The organism is Herpetosiphon llansteffanensis, from assembly GCF_003205875.1.
Classification (GTDB): domain Bacteria; phylum Chloroflexota; class Chloroflexia; order Chloroflexales; family Herpetosiphonaceae; genus Herpetosiphon; species Herpetosiphon llansteffanensis.
The window spans coordinates 20404-40538 of the sequence record NZ_PUBZ01000105.1 but is presented as its reverse complement, the minus strand read 5'-3'; the positions used below and the strand labels follow the sequence as shown (position 1 = coordinate 40538).

The window sequence follows — 20135 nt, the reverse complement described above, 5'->3', positions numbered from 1 at the left end:
GATTTTTGGATTCCCATCGGTGTGATACTCGCCATGGTACCTAAGGATGGCCTAAATGGCAAAAATGGTGCTTACTATTGGTGATTGACATCCTAAAGCTCTGTGGTAGACTCACTCTCGATGAGCGTGCATGGTGTTGCACAGATGAGATGAGCAAGGTCGTACCTCGCCCATAAATCCCAACTGTTAATTTAAACAAGCTACTGCCTGCACCGCTCAAACGTTTTATTTGAGTGAGGTGAACTATGCGACGTTGGTTTTTACGCGTTATTGCCATTATGGCAATGCTTAGTTGGCTTTTAAGCAGTGTTGCGGCCCAACAACCCCAACCAAACGGCCTGCAACAGCTTAATCCCGAGACTGAAACCGTTTTAACCATGGAATTGAGTTCGCAATTTGGGCGAATCGTCTATGTGAGCGGGCTTAAGCCAGGCCATAACAATCAAAGCCTGTATAGTATTAATGCTGATGGGACTGATCGTATCAAGCTCAATCCAGCCCTATCAAGCGAAGATTTACGGCTTGACTATGGCCTTCAACTTAGTGCTGATGGCAAAAATGTGATCTATATTGCTCGCCATAGCAACGATAGCCAACGCCAATTGTATACAGTGCCAATTACTGGTGGCACTCCTCGCTTGCTCAGCCTCAATTTGCCTGCAAATAGTCAAATTACCGGGTTTAGCCGCAATCCCCAGTTTGCCACACTCATCTACCATGTAAGCAGCAGAAATGCCCAGAATATGTCAGTCTATTCGGTCTATTCGGTAAATCTTGATGGCAGCAACCATCAAACGCTGTTTGAAAATGTGCATAGTGTCAATGGGGGCTACTTCGCGAGCGATGGTTCAGCTTTCTTAATTGAGATTCAAGCTACCAATGAGGCTGATCGCATCATCTATCGCGTTAATCCGCTAACTGGGGCTAAAGTAGCGCTTGATCAATACGCTCTGAACTCCAGTATCTATCAATATGCTCAAATCAATCAGACGCATATTCTCTACACGACTACCTTTTCAGAAACCGGCCACCCTGCTGGCTTATATGCAGTTGCCCATACGAGTGTTACCCCAACGCTACTTTTTGCATCAAACGCAATCAATTCTTTTTATCTAGGCGACACAATGGCAGCATTTACGGCTGATCATCGGCTGCATTCAGTGCGCTTGAGTGATGGCCTTGTGACGAATTTGAGCAGCCAACATACTGATCCTGAAGGTCAAGTGCGAAGTTTTCAAATCACGCCCGATGGTCAAACGGTCATCTACACCTATGCTGCGACCTATACCGGCTTTACTGGTTTATGGAGTATTCCAAGTGTAGGTGGGACTGGAATTCGCTTGGATCAACCAGAAGAGGATTATCCTGTTAACTATAATTTCTTCTTGAGTCCTGATAGTAGTCGGGTTGTGTTTGTAACCAACAACCTAATGAGCGTGCCAGTTGATGGTTCGCAACCACAAGTTCAAATTAACAATAATAGCTATGGGCGCGTTAACATTCCTTCGATTGAAATTACTCCTGATAGCTCAAAAGTCGTGTATCGGGCTTTGAGTGGCAATACTATGCAACACGCATTGCTTAGCACCCCAATTGATGGCTCGGCGCGACCTTTAGCATTGAACAGCTTAGTGCCATTTGTTTCTGGGCATCCAGATTTTGATGCGCTAAGTGGCCCCATACCGTTTCGAATCAGCAATGATAGCTCGTTTGTTGTGTTCCGTGGTGGTACGGTGGCCGATGGTTATCGAAATGTGTATGCGACCCGCATTAGCACTGAGCAAGCCCGAGTGTATATTCCAATCACATCCAAATAAGCAACCAGCAGCATAGTTGAAGGCCCCACGCTTGGTAATGCAAGCGTGGGGTTTTTGGTTAATTGAATCCAACAGCCTACTAATAGTATTCTGCTGCAACCTCGCGTATAATGCATAGTGGCTTTTAATCGTGTTCGTTGAAAGGAATCACTCAATGACCAATCCACCACAAGGGCTGGACGAAACCACCCAAGGTGGCCCGCAGCGGCCAGTCGTGCCGCCACAGCGGGTTCAGATTCGCTGTCAAAATTGCCAAACGCCGTTTGTGGTGGCACTTTGGACATACGTTGATGTTGGGGTGCAGCCCGAATTAAAAGGTGCGATGCTTTCAGGTCAATTAAATGTCGCTGTCTGCCCCAATTGTGGCGCTGGCGGCATGTTGGCCTCACCGCTGATCTATCATGATCCTGAAAAGAAATTCTTCTGGACGCTTTTTCCCCAAGAATTAAACTTGCCACCAGAAGAACAAGAACGCTTCGTTGGCGAGGCTTCCAAAGTGGCTATGCAATTGTTGCCAGCAGATGCTCCGCGCGGCTATTTGCTCACGCCACGGCGCTTTATGACGATGCAAACGTTGATTGAAACGCTACTGGAAAGCGAAGGCATTACCAAAGAAGCGATGCAAGCGCAACGCCAACGGGTTGAGTTGCTAAGCCAACTCGCCGAAGCTCTCGAAGCCGATCGGGCCGCCAATTTGCTTGATTCAGCTGAAGGTACATTGGCGCAAGTGGTGGCTGATAATAAAGCTGCACTTGATGGCGAATTTTTCTTGACCCTCAACTCTTACATCGAAGCAGCATTGCAACAAGGCCGCGAAGATAGTGCCGAAATGATTGGCGAGTTGAGCCAACGAGTGATGCAATTGAGTGGCTTTGATCCGGTTGCCGCAGGCTTGCAAGAGCCAGCTGTCGAAGATGTGGTTGCTGCCTTGCGCGATGCAGATGATGCAAGCCTCGAAGATGTGATTAGCAATTATCGCCCCTTGATCGATGATGAAACCTTCGAAGCTTGGGATGCGCAAATTGCTGCCTTGCCTGAGGCAGAGCAAGCTGCTGCCCAAGCCCGCCGCGAGCATATTTACAGCACCCTCGAACGCATGGATGCAGAAGCGCAAGCAATTTTTGAAAAAGCCAATGGTCTTTTGCGCGATGCCTTGCAAGCAGAAGATCCACGAGCCTTGTTGACTGAGCGGAATAAAGAGTTGAGCGAAGCCTTCTTCGTGGTGATTGATGCCAACTTGAATGCAGCGATGCGCACCAATCAGCAAATTATTGCCGAGCAATTGATTCTGTTGCGCCAAACTGCTGCTGAAGTGTTGCAAGAGGCCATGACTCCACAAGAACGCTTGATCAATCAATTGTTGAGCGCTGAAACTGCTGGCGATGCTACCAAGTTGCTGCGCAAAAACATGGCCTTGGTCAACGGCGATTTCGTTAAGGAAGTTAACGAATTGGCCGAACAAATGGAAAAAGCAGGCCGTAAAGAAGTTGTTGATCGCTTGCGCCAAGTCGCCCGCGAATCAGCGAGCCTGCTGTTTTAAGCTATGAAGGATGAGGGATGAAGGATGAATATGCCCATCGCTCATCCTTCAAATTTCTGCATAAAAATGACGTATGCTGGAGTTTTTGATACTGTGATGAGGGTTTTCATCGCTCATCCTTGCAAATTTCTGCATAAAAATGGCGTATGCTGGAGTTTTGATCAAGATGAGGGATGAAGAATGAATATGCTCATCGTTCATCCTTCAAATTTCTGCATAAAAGTGGCGTATACTGGGAGTTTTATGGTGCTGTGATGGTGGCTTTCATCCCTCATCCTTCATCCTTCATCCTTCTATGAAAGCTTTGCTTCGTTCGACAATCGTGCGCAGTTTGGCGCTGGCCTTGGGAGTTTTTACTCGAACAGCGCCAGCCCAACCGCAGCGCATTTTAGTAATTAAGCCCGACCATTTGGGCGATGTGTTGTTGTTGACCCCTGCTTTACGTGCTTTGCGCCAAAGCCAACCCCAAGCCCACATCAGCGTGTTGGTTGGTTCGTGGGCCAAGCGCCTCTTGGCTGATAACCCTGATCTTGATGCAATTGAAACCTGCGAATTCCCTGGCTTTGTGCGTGGCGCTCAGCCCTCGGCTTTGGCTCCTTATCGGTTGCTCTGGCAGGAAGCTGCCCGTTTGCGCCAAATGAAGTTTGATACAGCCTTCGTTATGCGTGATGACCATTGGTGGGGCGGCTTGTTGGCGCTGGGAGCTGGCTGTGGCCGACGGATTGGCTTTGCCCATCCTTTGGTTGCACCAAGTTTAACCAAGGCTTTGGCTTGGAATCCAAACGCCCATGTAACCCAGCAAGCCTTGGATTTGGTCGCTGCGCTTGGTTCGGTTGACACTCAAAATCACCGATTGCGCTTTGTGCCAAGTGACGAGGAACATGCTTGGGCAGCGGCCTGGCTGGCACAGCATCAGATTCAAAAACCATTGCTGGCGATTCAGGCTGGCAGCGGTGGCGCAGCTAAATTATGGCCAGCTGAGCGTTGGGCGCATGTTGCTGCCCAATTGGCTGATCAGGCCCAAATTGTGTTGACTGGTGGCCCTGCCGATGCCGATGATGTGGAGGCCATTCGTCAGCATTTGACGATTCCGCATTTGAATGCGGTTGGGCAGGCCAACTTAGGTCAATTGGCGGCCTTATTTGGGCGCTGCGCCGTGGTTTTGGGTGTCGATAATGGCCCGTTGCATTTGGCGGTAAGCCAAGCCACGCCCACAGTGCATCTGTTTGGGCCAGGCGATAAGCGGCGCTTTGGGCCTTGGGGCGATGCGCAACGCCATGTTGTGCTTGATGCAGCAATAGCTTGCTCGCCATGTGGTGTGTTAACCCATTGTCCACGCCAAACCAAGCCTAGCGAATGTATGACCGCAATTACTGTGCAGCAGGTTGTGCAGCAGGCCAAACGCTTGCTAGCGCAGGCTGGAACATCGAGCTAGCTTGCTACGTACAATCGCTACAATCAAATTTTTTGAGGAACTACGTCATGCAACAATGGGAATATCATATTGAACTTGTCGATGTTAGTGGCTTTTGGAGTCCCAATGTTGACCCAAGCACACTTAGTTTGATGCTCAATAAAGCTGGTAAGGATGGCTGGGAACTTGTGAGCATGGTCGATCTTAATCAAGCTCAGGGGCAAAGTTCGCGCCTAATCGTTACCTTCAAACGCCCAAAAGCATTCAACTAAGGATCGGTTTAATGCCTGATTGAGTGCCATGCAGGCTATGCTATAGTAGCCCTATCATGAACACATTGAAGCACCAGCACTCGCGGCATTGGCCTCGGCATATTCAAACAGTCAGTTGGATCATTCTGATTCAACTGGCTTTATTTTGCCCACTTGCCTGTATTGCCCATTGCTGGTGGTCGGGCATGCAAAGCCAAACTGCTGTTGCGGAGCATGCGACGATGTTGGTTTGCGATTTGCACGCGCAGCATAGCGATTCAGCGCCGCAGCCAATGCCTCCACTGCCTGATGGCTTGGCAGCAGTTTATCCAATGGTGTTGCTGCTAATTGCGAGCTGGGTGCTTGCGCCTCGTTTATGGCGACGCTTGCTGCACGTGCAGCGTGTTTGGCCGAACTATCATCCGCAAATTATCACGCCCCCGCCAAGAATCCTCGTGCTTGGCTAATTATTCTATTCCTGCAATTTTAACTTTCTAAAATCCGAAGGATGGGTGCTATGAAATACGCTCATTGGCTTTTGGCATGTGTGCTGCTTGGGCTTGGTTTGAGTTTAAGCGGCTGTGGCACGGCCAGCTATCAGATTATTCGCCCAATTGAAAACCCAACAGCTGCGCCAGATTTCACCTTGGTTGATCAGCATGGAGCCAATTTTCACCTCGCTGAGCAACGCGGCAAAATCGTGATTCTCTTTTTTGGCTTTACTGCTTGCCCTGACGTTTGCCCCTTGGCCTTGGGGCTTTCAGCGCAGGCTCGCAAACAGCTTGGCGCTGATGGCGACAAGATTCAAATTGCCTTCGTGACGGTCGATCCTGAGCGCGATAATCCGGCGACGATCGATCGCTATGTTTCGTTGTTCGATTCAACGATTCTGGGCTTAAATGGCGAAACGGCGGCGGTCGAAGCGGTGAAAAAAGAGTATGGTGTGCATGCGCAGCGGCGCGAATTGCCCGATTCGGCCTTGCAATACACCATCGATCATACTGCTGGCTTGTATATTATCGATCAACAAGGGCGCTGGTTTGCCATGGCCAACCACGATGTTGATCCAACTCTTTTAGCGACTGATCTTAAAACGATGTTGAAATACATCGCTGTTGAATAAGTGGAGAAACGTTTAATGAAACGCTTTATGCTTGGTTTATGTGTGTTGCTTTTGGCTAGTTGTGGCGCTGCAACGAAAAGCGCAGCTAGCCCATTAACGATCGAAGGTTCATTTGCGCGGCCCGCTTTTGCTGCGACAACGATGATGCAAACCCCAACCATGGCAACTACGCCAATCAGCCCGACGATGGGCGGCGGCATGAGTGGCGGTGCGATGATGGGCAGCAATAGCGCCGCGTATATGACGATTCGCAATACTGGCGCAGCCGATAACTTGATTGCCGCTTCAACCGATGTTGCTGGCAAAGTCGAGTTGCATACAGTTACTGCCGATGGTCAGGTGATGAAGATGGAACAAGTCGAGAAAATCGAAGTACCTGCCAATGGTGAAGCAGTATTAAAACCAGGCGGCTTCCATATTATGTTGCTGGAAATCAAGCAAGATCTCAAAATTGGCGATACGCTTGATCTGACGTTGACCTTTGAAAAAGCTGGCAAGATCACGGTGAAAGTGCCAGTTCAAATGCCAAGTGCTCAATAAGAGCAGAGAACATAGAACATAGATGTATTGGTTCATCACATTAACTACCATGGCGATTTTCCACCCTTCCGTCCCGCCAGCGGGAAACGCAGGGGCTTTAATCCCCCTGCACCCCCTCAAGGACAATCCGCGATCAAACCACATGCGTTGATGAGCCTGCGGATGCGTGGTGCGCAGTGAAAACCGATCCATAGAAGCGGCTGGGTGCGGGAATGCCACGATTGATAACCCAATGTACCATTACACATAGACAATACAGCTAAAACAATAGTTCAAATCCCTCGTCTAGTTGAATGCTGGACGAGGGATTTTGCTTAGCCTCATTTTAGGCAGCCATAGCTTGATCGTTTGGTGCTTGGCGAACCTGTTCGGCGGCGCTGATCCAGCCCTCGATGGTGCTTGGCTTTTTATCCTTGCGCCCAAGGTAGCGTTGCACGGCGTTCCAATTGTTGCCGCCAACGACCGAGGAATAGCGCGCAAAGAAGCGGCGTTCTGCTTCATTGGCATCGACGGGGCGGCCTGTGCGCTCAGGGCTGTTGCCAAAGGCTTCATCAAGCGCAAGCTCAGGGTAGAGCGTGCCCAGTTTGGCGGGATAATTTGCGCCCAATTTGAGGTGCAATGGTCGTGGGGGCTTGATGATTGGCCGCATCTGGCGTTGGTCGCCATCGCGCTCAACGAGAATAATGGCATCGGCCTCGTAGGTAATGTGCTCATCGGCCAGCACGCGCAAGCCCACATCAGTATGATTGCGATCTTCGCTTTGTTCGCTATATTGTTTGGCCAAGTGACCAATGATAATCACATGGAAGCCATGTTGTTTTAGCTCGGTCAGGCCAGTATAAATCGCTTGCAGGTTGCGATTGAAAGAAGCATATTCATCAAACTCAATTTGGGTTTTGCGATCGGTTTCTGCGCCAGCCCGCTGTTGAGCATGGGCACGCATCGCTTGCAGCACTTTGGAAACTGAATCAAGCACAACGGTATCGCCAGCCTTGCCAATGCGCAAAATCTCTTGCATGGCGGCTAAAATTTGTTGTAATGAGAGTGTTTGAACCGCTTGGATCGCTTTGTGGACTCCAGGCTTGCCCAAAAGATTCTTGGCAGCGCCCTCGGTATCCAAAATCCAGACCGTGCCGCTGCGGCGCGTGCTGGCAGCTAAGTGCGATTTACCTGCGCCAGATTGGCCGGTCAATATAAATAAACTGCCTGTTTCAAGTTGTTCGAGCGACTGAAACATTGTGCTATTCCTTTCGTGAACTCGGTTACCCCTAGCCATTGCTGGCCCGTATCCAATCAATATACATAAAAAATATAGAACAAATGTTTCAATGTGTCAAGCAGCAAAAAGCCACAGGTTTTACTCCTGTGGCTCAATGGTTGGCTACAATTGGCTACTTATGGTTGAATATCGCCGCTTTCTGCTTGTTTTTTGGCTTCGCGGCGGTTGCGGCGGCCTTCGCGACGTTCAGATACTGGTGGCTTTTCGAGCAACTTCTCCTCTTGCTCAACTAAATCGGCTTGCGGGTTGGGCGAATCGACCAGTTTGCCATGCAGGTATGACAGGATAATTCTTGCTACCGCAGCCATTGGAATCGACAAAAGCAGGCCCAAGCCGCCAGCTACCGCTCCCCCTGCCAAAATTGCAAAGATCACAAAGACCGGATGCACATTGACGATGTGGCCGACCAAATTGGGAATAATAAAGTGATCTTCGAATTGGCGCAGGGCAAAGTAGGTAATGACGATCACCAATGCCAGCAACCACGGCTCCCAGCCAAATGGGGTTGTGCCTTGGAACAAACCAACCAAGGCCGCGATGGCGGTGGCCAAGTAGGGCCCAATGATTGGAATAATTTCCAACACACCAGTCGCAATTGCGATGATCAAGGCATATTTGACTTGCAAAATCGAGAGCGCAATATAGCTCAGCACCGACATAATGATAATCAGCAAAAACTGACCGCGAATGTAGGCTGAGAGCACGCGATCGATCGAGCTCACCAATTGGCGAATTTCATCGCGATGGCGTTCGGGAATCAAGCGATAGAAATTATTGGGGATAGTTTCTGCTTGCAGCAGCAAATAGAACGTGACCACGAAATAGACCAAGGTTAAAATAAAACCTTCGGCAATGCCAAACAAAAACTTGGGTGCAGCACTTGGCAAATCTTTGGCAAAGGCAGCGATTGCGCCAGAGATTTCACGTTCAGCCTCGCGCAAATTAATAATTTCGACTCCACGAATCGTTAATGATTCATGTTTCTCGACATAATTACTTGCATCCTCAAGCCATTCGGGAATGGCCTTGGCAAGATCGTTAATTTGGGTCGTAATGATCGGGACGACATTACTGACCAGCAATGTTAACAGCGCAGACCCGATGATGTAGAGCACAATTACCCACCAAAAACGGGGGGTTTTGGTCCGCCGTTGCATCCATGTAACAACTGGATTAAAAATGTAGGCTGTGATGATTGCCCAGATGAAGGGAATCATAATATGCCAGGCTTGGTTGACCAAGTACAGGCTAATAATAACAATCGAAAGGACTGTTACAAATTTTGCGCGCGGCGAGAAACGAATCGGGCTAGTAGGCTGAACGTACATAAAATCTCCTCCACATGGCCATAGCGTTATTGTTGACGCGAGCGACCAAGGGGAATATCGGCCTTGAGGTGGTCGGTAGCTTCGCCACGGGTCAAGGTTACTTCAATGGCCTCTGGGTTGGTTACTTCAACGTAACGCTCGATTACTGCAATGATCTCACGTTTCATCTCGTCCATATCGTGGGGCGAGAGATGAACCCGATCATGGACTAAAACCGTCAACAAACGCTCTTTGGCAACCGACGAACTGGTCGGTTGCTTGCGACCAAAAAGATTATCTAAAAAACCCATAGATCCGCTCCATGTGGAAGATAAGGTTGGCTAGGTAGCGCCATTTTAGCGGCGTGTCCGAAACATATTGACCAATTGGGCCCATAAGCCTTGTTTTTCATCGAGCACAAGGAAGGGAATATCGTGGCCAAGTAAACGATTGGCGATATTATTATAGGCTTTTCCGGCCATAGAGTCGCGATCTAAGACCGCCACTTCGCCACGGTTGGTCGAGACCACAATACTCTCGTCGTCGGGCACAATCCCAACCAAGTCGATTGCCAAAATTTCTACCACATCGGGCGTATCCATCATGTCGCCGCGAGCAACCATTCGAGCCTTGATGCGATTGATAATGAGCTTTGGGTTGCTTTTTTCATACGCTTCGACCAAGCCGACAATCCGGTCGGCATCGCGGACTGCTGACATTTCAGGAGTTGTGACGATCAAAATGTGGTCTGCGGGTGCAATTGCATTTTTAAAGCCGCCCTCAATGCCTGCTGGCGAGTCAATCAGAATAAAATCGAATTCGCGGCGCAGCTCGTTGCAGAGGGCAATCATATCATCAGGCGTTACCGCATCTTTATCGCGGGTTTGGGCTGCTGGCAACAAGAACAAATTATCAGGAAAGCGCTTGTCTTTAATCAGCGCTTGGCGTGTCCGACAGCGGCCTTCGACCACATCGACCAAATCGTAGACGATGCGATTTTCGAGACCCATCACAACATCGAGATTACGCAAGCCAATATCGGCATCGATAGCAACAACTCGTTGGCCTTGCATAGCTAACGAGGTTGCGAGATTAGCGGTGGTGGTGGTTTTGCCAACCCCCCCTTTACCAGAGGTGATTGTGATTACTTGTGCCATACATGATCCTCAAAGGCCCACTAGCGGCGTGGGGCATCCCATGGTACTACTACAATGTTGTCGCCATCAAGGCTGGCTTGTTCAGGGCCAGTTGGGCGATGATTATCGGGTGTGCGGGCAAGGTTCTCGGCAATCCGCAAGAGGGTTGGGCTCAATTCGAGCGCACAGACAATCGCTTGTTGATTGCCGCCAACTCCTGCATGGACGGAGCCGCGTAAGCGCCCCCAAATAATGATGCTGCCGTGCGCGCTAATTTCGGCCCCAGCATTAACATCGCCGACCACAACGACATGGCCTTGATGTTTAATTGCTTGGCCTGAACGCACGGTGCGCCATAAAAACAAGCCTTCGCCTTGCACGACGGGTGGAGGAGTAGACCGTAGGCTGTCGGGGTGGCGGGTTTCCACGCCAGCTTGCCGACCAGTAGTTCGATTGGTTGGTGCGATGGTGATTAATGCAGCTGGCTCAATATCATGTTCGGCCATGATTGCCAAGATTGCCTGTAGCTCTACATCGGTGATCGACCGTTCGCCAACATCGATCATTAATTTTGCGCCATGATAAAACGATGATCCTTGGGCTAGCTGCTTGCGCAGGGCTTCAAGGACTTCTTCCCACGCTGCGGTGGGGTGTAAAATCAAGCGCAGCCCGTCACGGCTGCCTTTTAACGTGATGCGCTCTTCCATATCGCGCATTATACCGTCTCCGTCAAGAAAACGAAAATAAGAACAAAGAGCATAGAACATAGATGTAATGGTTCATTGGATTGGCAATCGTGTTCCCTCACCCCCCAGCCCCCGCTCCCACTGAACGCGGGCGAGGGGGAGCACCGTTTTCACCGACGAATGACGCTGTTAAAGCCCCTCGCCCGCGCACGGGAGCGGGGTTGGGGTGAGGGAATGCTCCAGGCCAATCTAATGAATGATTACATCTATGCTCTCTGTTCTATGCTCTATGCTCTTTGTTCTGCCTTCATCCCTCATCCCTCATCCCTCATCCTTTGCTCTCTGTTCTACTGTAGCCCCATGACTAAACCTGCATACTTTTCGGTCAAGACGCGAGCTTGATCTTCGTTGACTCCCTCGGCAATCACATGGATAAATGGGCCATCAGGGTCGGGTAGAATCAGCACCCATTCTGGCCCAAGCTCAATCTTGATGCCGTCGATATTTTCTTGCGAACGTTCAGCATATTGTTCGTTGAGAATCCGCATGACCTTGCCTTTGGATTCCCAGCGACATGGCACTTTGTGGTTGGCCATAGCCGAGCGCGGCAACGAGCGCCGAATTTCCGAGAGTGGAATATTGGCCCGCGCCAGTAATTCCATCAATTTTACAATTGCAAACAGGCCGTCGGCCACTGGAAAGAACGATGGGAAAATCAGGCTGCCAGCACCATCGCCCAACACACATAACTCGTTGCATTTGGCTGCTTGTTGCATCAACGCGCCCAAAGCGGTTTTGGTGCGCTGAATCCGCCCGCCATAACGCTCGGCCAATTTATCGAATAAACGTGGCGCGGTAACTGGTACGGCAACCGTGCCACCGCTGTTGGCTTCCATGGTTAGCGCGGTCACAGCAGCCAGCAATTCAATATCGCTCAAGCGATGGCCAGTATCATCAACTACATACATTCGTTCGCCGCCAGAATCGAGCCGCACGCCAATATCAGCGTTCATCACGGGCACAATTGCCGCCAGCCGTTGCATGCCAGCGTTGAATTGATCGGCGGTTTGGAACAAGCGATCTTCATCGATTTGGGCGTTAAGCTCAACCAAATCAACATTCAAGCGCCGCATGATCGGGCCAAGAATTTGGGCCGCATTCGACGAAGCATAATCGATCACAATGCTCCACGGTTGTTCGAGCTCCGGCAAAATCTTGGGGTCGAGCGATTCCATAAATTTATCGATATAGACCGAGTTGTAATCGCTGTTTTCGGTGATGCGGCCAATTTCATCGAGATAAACGCGGCGATAATCTTCGCGAAAGTAGGTATTTTCGATCTTGCGCTCCATATCGCTGCCAAGATCTAGCCCACGATGATCGAAGAATTTAATATCAACAACCCGATTATCGAATGGCGAAAGCCGCACGTGCATACCGCCAGCTGCATTCAGGGCATAGGTCAAATAACGTGCAGTTGGAATTGGCACCGAATGTAAATCGAGCACATCAATGCCCGCTGATGGAATACCTGCAATCAAGCCGCGTTTGAGCATGCGCGGGGTGTAGTGGGCATCGCGATTCATCGTGACCATCGTATTTTTGGGCAAAATTGCGCCATAGGCTGCCCCCAATTTGGCGCAAAATTCGGGCGTAAGGTCGATATTGACCAAGCCGGTAATACCATAGCGCCCAAATAAGACCCGCCGCCCTTGCGCTCCCCAAATAATCGAAGCGCTGACGGTCGCGCCTTCTTCAACCTCTTTCGAGGGCCAAATTTTGACATTTGGTTGAATGACTGCGCCAGCGTTGATAATCGTGCTATCGGCGACAACCACACCCTCGAAGAGTAATGAACGGCTTTTGATATTGCACTGCTTGCAGACAATTGCTCCCCGCAATTCGGCCCGCTCGCCAACATATGAATTGCGCCACATCACTGAGCGATCGATTGTGGCCCGCGAATCAATAATTGTGTAATCGCGGATGACCGATGGACCGAAGACCATCGCCCCGCCTTTGATTTTGACCCCATGGCCAAAAAAGACTGGGCCATGAATTTGGGCATCGGGAGCAATTTCAACTTCGCCCTCGATCCAAACATTATCGCCACGATCTTGGCCCAAGCGCGGTAAATTGACCATGCCCATCAAATAATCCGAGCAAGCCCGCATATAGGCATCGATGGTGCCAACATCAGTCCAATAGCCCTCTGCAATATAGCCATAGAGCAACTCGCCGCGCCGCAACAAGGCAGGAAACAAATCTTTGGAAAAATCGAAGGCATCGCCAAGCGGAATATCGTCGAGCACACTGGGATCGATTACATAGATACCAGTGTTGACGGTATCGGAAAAAACCTCGCCCCAACTGGGTTTTTCGAGAAATTGGCGGATTCGGCCTGCATCATCGGTGATGACCACGCCATATTCAAGCGGGTTGGGCACACGGGTCAGAGTAATTGTGGCCTTGGCATTCGAGCGTTTATGGGCTTCGATCAACGCCGTCAGGTCAAAATCGGTCAGGGCATCGCCCGAAATCACGATAATTGGCTCGCTATCATCGTCGATCAAGCGCGAGGCATATTTGACGGCCCCTGCTGTGCCAAGCGGCACTTCCTCGACCGAATACGAAATATCAACATCAAACGCCGAGCCATCGCCATAAAAATCTTGAATAATATTAGCCAGATACTGGACAGTAATAATAATATCGGTGATGCCGTGGCGTTTTAGCAGCTCAATAATATGCCCCATCACTGGTCGATCAACCAGGGGAACCATTGGTTTTGGCCGACTAATCGTGAGTGGACGGAGCCGAGAGCCTTCACCCCCAGCCATTAAAACTGCTTTCATGGTCTGCAACCCTCGCAGTGTCAACAATGCAGCACTCAGCGCGGTGGCCAGCACGGGCATTCGAGGGCCGCGCCGTTGTTCAGTATACCAGAAGATACCGGCAGAATTTGAGTGCTTTGGGGCATCGCTGAACGGATGTAGGTGTGGTCAATGCTGATCAATTCAGCTTGATCAGTCGGCTTGTGGTTTGCATAAGTTGTGCCAGTAGTTGCCCCACACCAGCGCTAGGAATCCCTAGCAGCGAAGTTCGGCAATTAACGGTATACATGATGGCTGAATCGCGTATACTTTGGTTAATCCTAAAGCTTCTTAATAAACGTCGCCAAGTTGCACAAACTCTAGCCGATTGCCAAAGGGATCGGCTGCATAAAAGCGCCGTACATGGGGCAAGCTGCTATCTTCAACAATCGTAATGCCGGCGGCCTGCAACTCAGCACGGGCTTGGGCAAGGTCGGCTACGCGAAAGGCAGGGTGGGCTTTGCGTGCAGGCCGAAAATCGGCTTCGACTCCAAGGTGCAGTTCGATGTTGGAGCCGCGAAACCAGCAGCCGCCGCGAGCTTGTAACGGCGCTGGCTTGGCAATTTCATCCAGCCCAAGGATTGTGCGATAAAACCAACGCGCTTGGGCTTCTTGCTCGGCGGGCATTGCTAGTTGGATGTGGTCAAGTGCGATAAGTTGCATAACCGCTCCACTACAGAATGATTCTTTTGCTATGATACAGTGGATACAGCAAGAATCAATCTAGAAATAGCCTAGGACGTGCATAGATGTGCTCTATAGCTCGGTATATCCTATTGAACATAGGTAACGAATTGGCACAACCTAGCCTCTCAACGCTTGAGCACAATGGCGCTGTGCTGCTTAATGGTTGGTGGGGTAGCATCGTACCAAACATCTTGAGGAAACTGCTATGAGTTTTTATCCGACCTATGTTGAACGCCCACGTTTACTTCGCTTGACCCAACATGAGCCACGGGTAGTCTTAATCATTGGCTTGCCGAGTAGTGGCAAGTCGACCGTATTAGAGGCACTTAAGCATTCCATCAATGCTCCCTATGCGATGATTCGGCTTGATCCAGCGCCCAATGATCCCCATGCGATGCTGCAATCAATTGCGCAGCAACTTGGCTTAGCCAGCGAGCAACAGCTTGAGCAACTTTTAGCTATCCGCCAGCCAACCTGGATTTTGATCGACGACCTTGACCAGCTTTTGGATGCCTGGGGCGCGTTTTTGCCTGAGCATGCATGGCTGGCCGACTTATTGAAAAATCCGGCATTGCATGTCGTCGCCAGCTCGCTTTCGATTCCCCAACACCCCATGATTCAACAATGGATCATTCGGCAGCAACTACTGGTGATCGGTGCAAAAGAGCTGGCTTTCACCAGTGCCGAATTGATCGAATTGGCTCAAAAGCGCCAACTCAGCCTAACCCAAGCCCAAGCTGATCAGCTGATCGGTTTAACTGAGGGCTGGGTTGCACCCTGTATTTTTGCGCTCAATCGCTCTGGCACGCTTCAGCCTTCGTCGCTTGAATGGGTGATGCAAGATGTGATGGGGCGGCTGCCAGCACAACTGCGCAATCTGCTTGAAGCATGGCTTTGGCTAGCCAGCGATTCGCTTGAGTTGCTCCAAGGCTTGTTGCCGAATGACGATGTAGCCCGTTTATTGCTGAGCTGGGAAGCGGCGGGCTTGGTCTTTGAATCCAATCTCCGCTTGCAACCGTTGGCTGAGCTTGGTTTGCGCAAGCGCTCACATGCCTCGGCTGGCTATTTGACCCCGTTGTTTGAACAGGCTGGCGTATGGTATCTCGCGCAGCAGCAATTGGTGCCATTTGTGCACCAGATGCAACGTTTGCAACGCTGGGATGTGATCAACCATACGCTGATCCAACAGCTGCATCTTGTTAACAACCAGCGTTTTTTTGGCGAGCTTGTGAAGGCATTGCATGAGGTTCCGGTGCAGCAACTTGCGCCGAAAGTTGGCTGGTTGCTGGCGCGGAGTTATCATCTTGGCGAGCGTAACGCAGAAAAAGCCTTGATTTTGGTCAATCAGCTCTTGGGCATTCATCAACAGCCAGATGATCAACGCATGTTGCGCTTGCTCAAGGCCGATATGTTGCGGGCACAAGGCTCAATTCGTGAAGCTGATAGCTTAATTCAGCCCTATTTGAACGATCCTGATTTAGCTCCCGACGATCAAGCGCGGGTTTTGCGCACTCATGCAATTTATTTGGCCTCTTTGGGCCAAGATGATGCAGCAATTGCCAACTTTGAGCGCGCCTACAACTATATTGAAGGCTCGGGCATTAACCGGTTGCTGGGGTTGATTTTGGGTGATTATGCTAATGCTGCGGCCCGCGCCGGACGCTATTCGCTGGCTGATCGGCTTTTGCGCCAAGCTACCTCATTATGGGAAGAAATGGCTGCGCCAGCAGGCTTATCGCAAACGCTCAATTTGCGGGCGCTGGTGGCATTGCATCAAGGCCAAATTAGCGATGCAGCACGCTATGCCCAACAAGCCTACGACAACGGCATGCTTGCTGATAAGCGGGCGGCAAATGGCGCGTTGGTCACACTCGGCGATGTGGCGCTGGCTGAGCGCGATTGGACGAGTGCAATCGGGCGCTATCGCTTGGCGCGTGAGCAATTACGCAATAGCAATATGGTCGATTATCATATTTTGACCTATGCCTTGGCCTTAGAATCGCAAGCAACTCGTCATAGTTCGCTTGATCAATTGCAGCGCTTATTACTTGAGATCGATACCACGACCGCCCAAAATCCGCTTGATCAGGCATGGTTGGCGGTGGCGCGCAGTGCCGCCAACTTAAGCCTCAAAATTGATGGCACGATTCCACTGTTGCAACGGGCCTTGGCGGGGCTTGATAACGAAGGATCATTAGCCAAGGGTCTGCTCTATCTATTGTTGAGCGAGGCATTTTGGCAGCGCCACGAACTTGGCGAAGCTCGCCAGGCGTGGAAATCGCTTGATGAATTGATTATTGAAGGCCGCAGCGGCTTGCCAATTTTGCTTTCGGCACTAACCAGCCATTTGCCAGAATTGGTGCAGGAAGCGTATACCGAATGGAATTCGCCGTTTGCTGCGCGGGTGCTGCATCATAATTTACCAGTTATCCAAGCACCGAAATTGGTTATTCGCTTGATGGGCCAAGCGCGGGTTGAAATGCATGGCACAGCTGTGAAGATTCCCAAACAAGGGATTTTATTAATTGCCTTATTGCTGTTGAATCCCAGCGGCATGACTGCTGATGAACTGCGCGAAAAAATTTGGGGCTTTGATAGCAGCGATGATGGCTGGCGCAAAATGTTGCAGCGCACCCGTAAAAAACTGCCCGATTGTGTGGTTTATGATGGATCAATCTATCGCTTATGCTTTCCGCTCTCTGAGATCGATGCTGATATTTCGGTAATTAAGCATACCTATTTGCAAGGCTCCGAAACCAACCTTGATCGCTTGCAAGTTGCTGCTGATTATGCCAGCCAAGTCTTTTTGCCTGGCTATTACGCACCATGGATTGAGGGTGAGCGCAAGCTGCTTGCCCAACGTGGCGCTGAAATTTGGATCGCGATTGGCGTTCAATGGTATGATGCACAGCGTTTTGACCAAGCACGGGAAGCTTTTGACCAGGCCATGAAACTAGACCTCTTGAATGAGCGAGCGGTAGTGCTGGCTATGAACCTTGAGATTAATCAAGGTCGGCGGCCTGAAGCATTGGCAATTTACGAGCGGCATCGTAAAGCCCTCGCCGAATATGGGCTTGATCCGTCGGCGGAATTGCAAGCGTTACAAAAACGCGCTTTGGACTAAGGCGTTAATGTTGGTGAAATCGGCTCGGTCGGGCTAATTGGCTCGGTCGGGCTGATTGGTTCGGTCACGGTTGGCGTGCTGACAGGTGTCGCCTCTGGCGCGCTTGGTTCGGTTGGGTTGATCGGGTTGGTTGGGCTTGCTGGCTCGTTGGTTGGGATGCTAATTGGGCTGAGGGTAACCTGAATCACGCTCAGCGGCTTGGCCAAACTCACGCCGCTTGGGAGATTGAGGCTTGGTTGAATGCTATAGCTGCCAGCAGTCCGCCCAGCCAGATCAAGCACTAAGGCCAAATCGCTGAGGTTTTGCAAATTTTGGGCATTGCCACGCAGCGTTACCTCAATTTGGCGTGGTTGGTAATTTAACTCTAAGCCGCCAGGCAAATTGCGTGGCACTAACGGGAGCGTCAGCACAATTTCGGTGTTAATTGGCACAAAGCGCACAGTGGCAATGGTGCTATCTGCTGCTTGGGCATCGCGCGGCGTAACCCCAATGGGAAAACGCAATTTGATGGTTGCGGTGTAACTTTGGGTTGCATTTGGCAGATTAAGCGGTTGGGTTTCGACAAATTCGACCTCAGTTAAACGCTGGGCGCTGCCAATTAATGTCACAAAAGCTGGTTCAAGCACCACATCGGCGCGATAGCCTGCTGGTGGCCCATTGAGCGTGGTGTAGATAATTGGCACTCGTTTGATGCCGCTGCTGGATAAAATGCGCACTTCAATATCTGCAATCTCAGGGCTAACCGTCACGCCTTCTACATCGCGCCCAGCAAGATCCACCGCCGTAATATTGCGCCGCGTACGCAAATTGCTGGTTTGCGATGAAAGATCCAGCGTAATTTCGCCGCCAACGACCTTGTTCACTTGGCTGGCTGGTCCGGTGATTGTCACCTGCTTGATCATCTCGCCATTGACGCTGGCAATTGGCAAACTTGCCTCGTAGCTGGTTGGCGGCTGGCCTTCGGTGGTAATCGTTAGCGGCAGCGAGGCAGTAATAATTTGCTCAATTTGTACCAAGACCGTCGCAGGCTGAAAGCTTTGGAAATCGAGATCGGAGCGGCTGGGAATGCTGCGTGCTTGGACAGCAACTTCATGCGAGCCAGGCTCCAATCCAGCAACATTAATAAATGGCTGCACATTTTGCTTGGTAATGCGGGTAATCGTATCTTGTGGCCCAGAAACACTTAAGTTGACAACATCATCGGGCACGGGAATGGGGCGGCCTTCGCCATCGACCAAGGTTAACGAGCTGCTGAGGCCTTCGGCGCGAATTGGCAAATTGGTAAATGGCGTAACTTGTTGCGGATTTTCGGTGAAACTGACGAAAACCCAAATAATGCTGGCCAAAACTGCGGCAACGAAGGCGCGTAATGGACTGCCTGCAAGCTTATTCATGCCTCTTCCTCCTCGCTTAGTTCGACGCGCAATAAGCCTGCTAACAGTTTGCGTAAGCGGCCTTCAGTTAGGTGGCGCACCATGCGGCCATCGTGGGTAATCGAAATGCTGCCTGTCTCTTCCGAAACGATCACCGAAATTGCATCAGATTGTTCACTAATGCCCAAGGCGGCGCGGTGGCGTGTGCCATAGCGGGTGCTGCCAACCACGTTTTCGCTCAGTGGCAACACACAGTTGGCAGCCAAAATGCGGTTGCGCCGAAACAGCACCGCCATATCGTGCAGTGGCGCGTTGGGAAAGAAAATATTCACCAGCAATGGCACCGAGATGCGCGAATCGACAATCACGCCACGGTCGGCGTATTCTTGCAAGCCGGTGTCGCGCTCAATCACCATCAATGCTCCAATGCCCTGTTGAGATAATTGCTTAGCTGCCCGCGAAATCGTGTTGATCATCTCCTCGACTTCGGAGCGATTGGTGCTGCCAAAACGATTAAACCATTCGCCAGTGCGGCCTAATGATTCTAAAGCGCGGCGTAATTCAGGTTGAAATAAAATTGGAATTGCTACAAAAAGAGCGGGGCTGAGGGCTTCGCGAATGATCCAGCGCAAGGTGGTGAGCGGTAAGGTTGAGCCTGCAAGTAGGGCAACCACCACCAAAATGCCAACCCCACGCAACAATTGCACCGCCCGCGTGCCGCGAATCACCCCGAGCAGCCAAAAAATCAAGGCAGCAACAAGCAGAATGTCGAGTACAGCTAAGAAAGAAACACGTTCCCAAATCTGCTGGAAGCTTGGCACGATCATACCCTCGAAACTGCCAGCCTCCCACGCGTGCTGGACATCGCGCCTGTACCTTACACCGATCAGGCTATCTATGCAAGTTTTAATCTTCGTGGCATAACGCCGCAACAAAGCGCTTTACCAAGGCCCTACGTAGCTCGCTGCTTGACGAAAACGCCTGA

At 50.7% G+C, this 20135-nt stretch carries 17 protein-coding genes; 8 read left to right on the top strand and 9 right to left on the bottom strand.

Annotated elements, in window-relative coordinates:
- Window positions 1-245 precede the first annotated feature (245 nt).
- From C5S61_RS16155 to C5S61_RS16125, 7 genes are all read left to right on the top strand, one after another.
- Window positions 246-1817, top strand: a complete 1572-nt coding sequence (locus C5S61_RS16155; protein WP_110516427.1) for a TolB-like translocation protein — start codon at window positions 246-248, stop codon at window positions 1815-1817.
- Window positions 1818-1971: 154 nt separating this feature from the next.
- Window positions 1972-3357, top strand: a complete 1386-nt coding sequence (locus C5S61_RS16150) for a CpXC domain-containing protein (protein WP_110516425.1) — start codon at window positions 1972-1974, stop codon at window positions 3355-3357.
- 295 nt (window positions 3358-3652) lie between these two features.
- Complete coding sequence (locus tag C5S61_RS16145; RefSeq protein WP_110516423.1) at window positions 3653-4792, top strand: glycosyltransferase family 9 protein; 1140 nt, start codon at window positions 3653-3655, stop codon at window positions 4790-4792.
- A 47-nt stretch (window positions 4793-4839) separates the two neighbouring features.
- The gene (locus C5S61_RS26900) at window positions 4840-5043 is read left to right on the top strand and encodes a DUF4177 domain-containing protein (RefSeq protein WP_164689552.1); all 204 of its coding nucleotides are present in this window, start codon (window positions 4840-4842) and stop codon (window positions 5041-5043) included.
- A gap of 56 nt (window positions 5044-5099) precedes the next feature.
- Window positions 5100-5489 (top strand): hypothetical protein, encoded by a 390-nt coding sequence (locus tag C5S61_RS16135; protein WP_110516419.1) that lies wholly within the window; start codon window positions 5100-5102, stop codon window positions 5487-5489.
- 50 nt (window positions 5490-5539) lie between these two features.
- Window positions 5540-6145 (top strand): SCO family protein, encoded by a 606-nt coding sequence (locus C5S61_RS16130; protein WP_164689551.1) that lies wholly within the window; start codon window positions 5540-5542, stop codon window positions 6143-6145.
- Between the two features lie 15 nt (window positions 6146-6160).
- Complete coding sequence (locus tag C5S61_RS16125; protein ID WP_110516416.1) at window positions 6161-6685, top strand: copper chaperone PCu(A)C; 525 nt, start codon at window positions 6161-6163, stop codon at window positions 6683-6685.
- A 325-nt stretch (window positions 6686-7010) separates the two neighbouring features.
- Here the strand turns inward: C5S61_RS16125 and C5S61_RS16120 are convergent, their stop codons facing one another.
- The 7 genes from C5S61_RS16120 to C5S61_RS16090 all read right to left on the bottom strand — a co-directional run bounded on the left by C5S61_RS16120 (window position 7011) and on the right by C5S61_RS16090 (window position 14629).
- Complete coding sequence (locus C5S61_RS16120; RefSeq protein ID WP_164689549.1) at window positions 7011-7922, bottom strand: AAA family ATPase; 912 nt, start codon at window positions 7920-7922, stop codon at window positions 7011-7013.
- Window positions 7923-8080: 158 nt separating this feature from the next.
- Window positions 8081-9292 carry an AI-2E family transporter gene (locus tag C5S61_RS16115; protein ID WP_110516412.1) on the bottom strand — a complete coding sequence of 404 codons (1212 nt, stop codon included), beginning with the start codon at window positions 9290-9292 and terminating at the stop codon, window positions 8081-8083.
- A 26-nt stretch (window positions 9293-9318) separates the two neighbouring features.
- Window positions 9319-9582, bottom strand: coding sequence for a cell division topological specificity factor MinE (gene minE, locus C5S61_RS16110; protein WP_054535003.1), 264 nt, complete (start codon window positions 9580-9582; stop codon window positions 9319-9321).
- Window positions 9583-9627: 45 nt separating this feature from the next.
- A complete protein-coding gene (gene minD, locus C5S61_RS16105) occupies window positions 9628-10428 on the bottom strand; it encodes a septum site-determining protein MinD (protein ID WP_110516411.1) in 801 nt (266 codons plus the stop codon).
- A gap of 20 nt (window positions 10429-10448) precedes the next feature.
- Entirely contained in the window at window positions 10449-11123 is a 675-nt protein-coding gene (minC, locus tag C5S61_RS16100) for a septum site-determining protein MinC (RefSeq protein ID WP_110516409.1), read from the bottom strand.
- A 317-nt stretch (window positions 11124-11440) separates the two neighbouring features.
- A complete protein-coding gene (locus tag C5S61_RS16095) occupies window positions 11441-13948 on the bottom strand; it encodes a mannose-1-phosphate guanyltransferase (RefSeq protein WP_110516407.1) in 2508 nt (835 codons plus the stop codon).
- Between the two features lie 309 nt (window positions 13949-14257).
- Window positions 14258-14629: a VOC family protein gene (locus C5S61_RS16090; protein ID WP_110516405.1), complete on the bottom strand. Its 372-nt coding sequence runs from the start codon at window positions 14627-14629 to the stop codon at window positions 14258-14260.
- Between the two features lie 229 nt (window positions 14630-14858).
- Here C5S61_RS16090 and C5S61_RS16085 point away from each other — a divergent pair, with 229 nt between their 5' ends.
- Window positions 14859-17777, top strand: a complete 2919-nt coding sequence (locus C5S61_RS16085; RefSeq protein ID WP_110516403.1) for a BTAD domain-containing putative transcriptional regulator — start codon at window positions 14859-14861, stop codon at window positions 17775-17777.
- Here the strand turns inward: C5S61_RS16085 and C5S61_RS16080 are convergent.
- The gene (locus C5S61_RS16080; RefSeq protein ID WP_110516401.1) at window positions 17774-19171 is read right to left on the bottom strand and encodes a CdaR family protein; all 1398 of its coding nucleotides are present in this window, start codon (window positions 19169-19171) and stop codon (window positions 17774-17776) included. The two genes, C5S61_RS16085 and C5S61_RS16080, sit on opposite strands and share 4 nt — an antisense overlap.
- Window positions 19168-19971, bottom strand: coding sequence for a diadenylate cyclase CdaA (gene cdaA, locus C5S61_RS16075; protein WP_110516443.1), 804 nt, complete (start codon window positions 19969-19971; stop codon window positions 19168-19170). Before cdaA ends, C5S61_RS16080 begins: the two co-directional genes overlap by 4 nt.
- Window positions 19972-20135 lie beyond the last annotated feature (164 nt).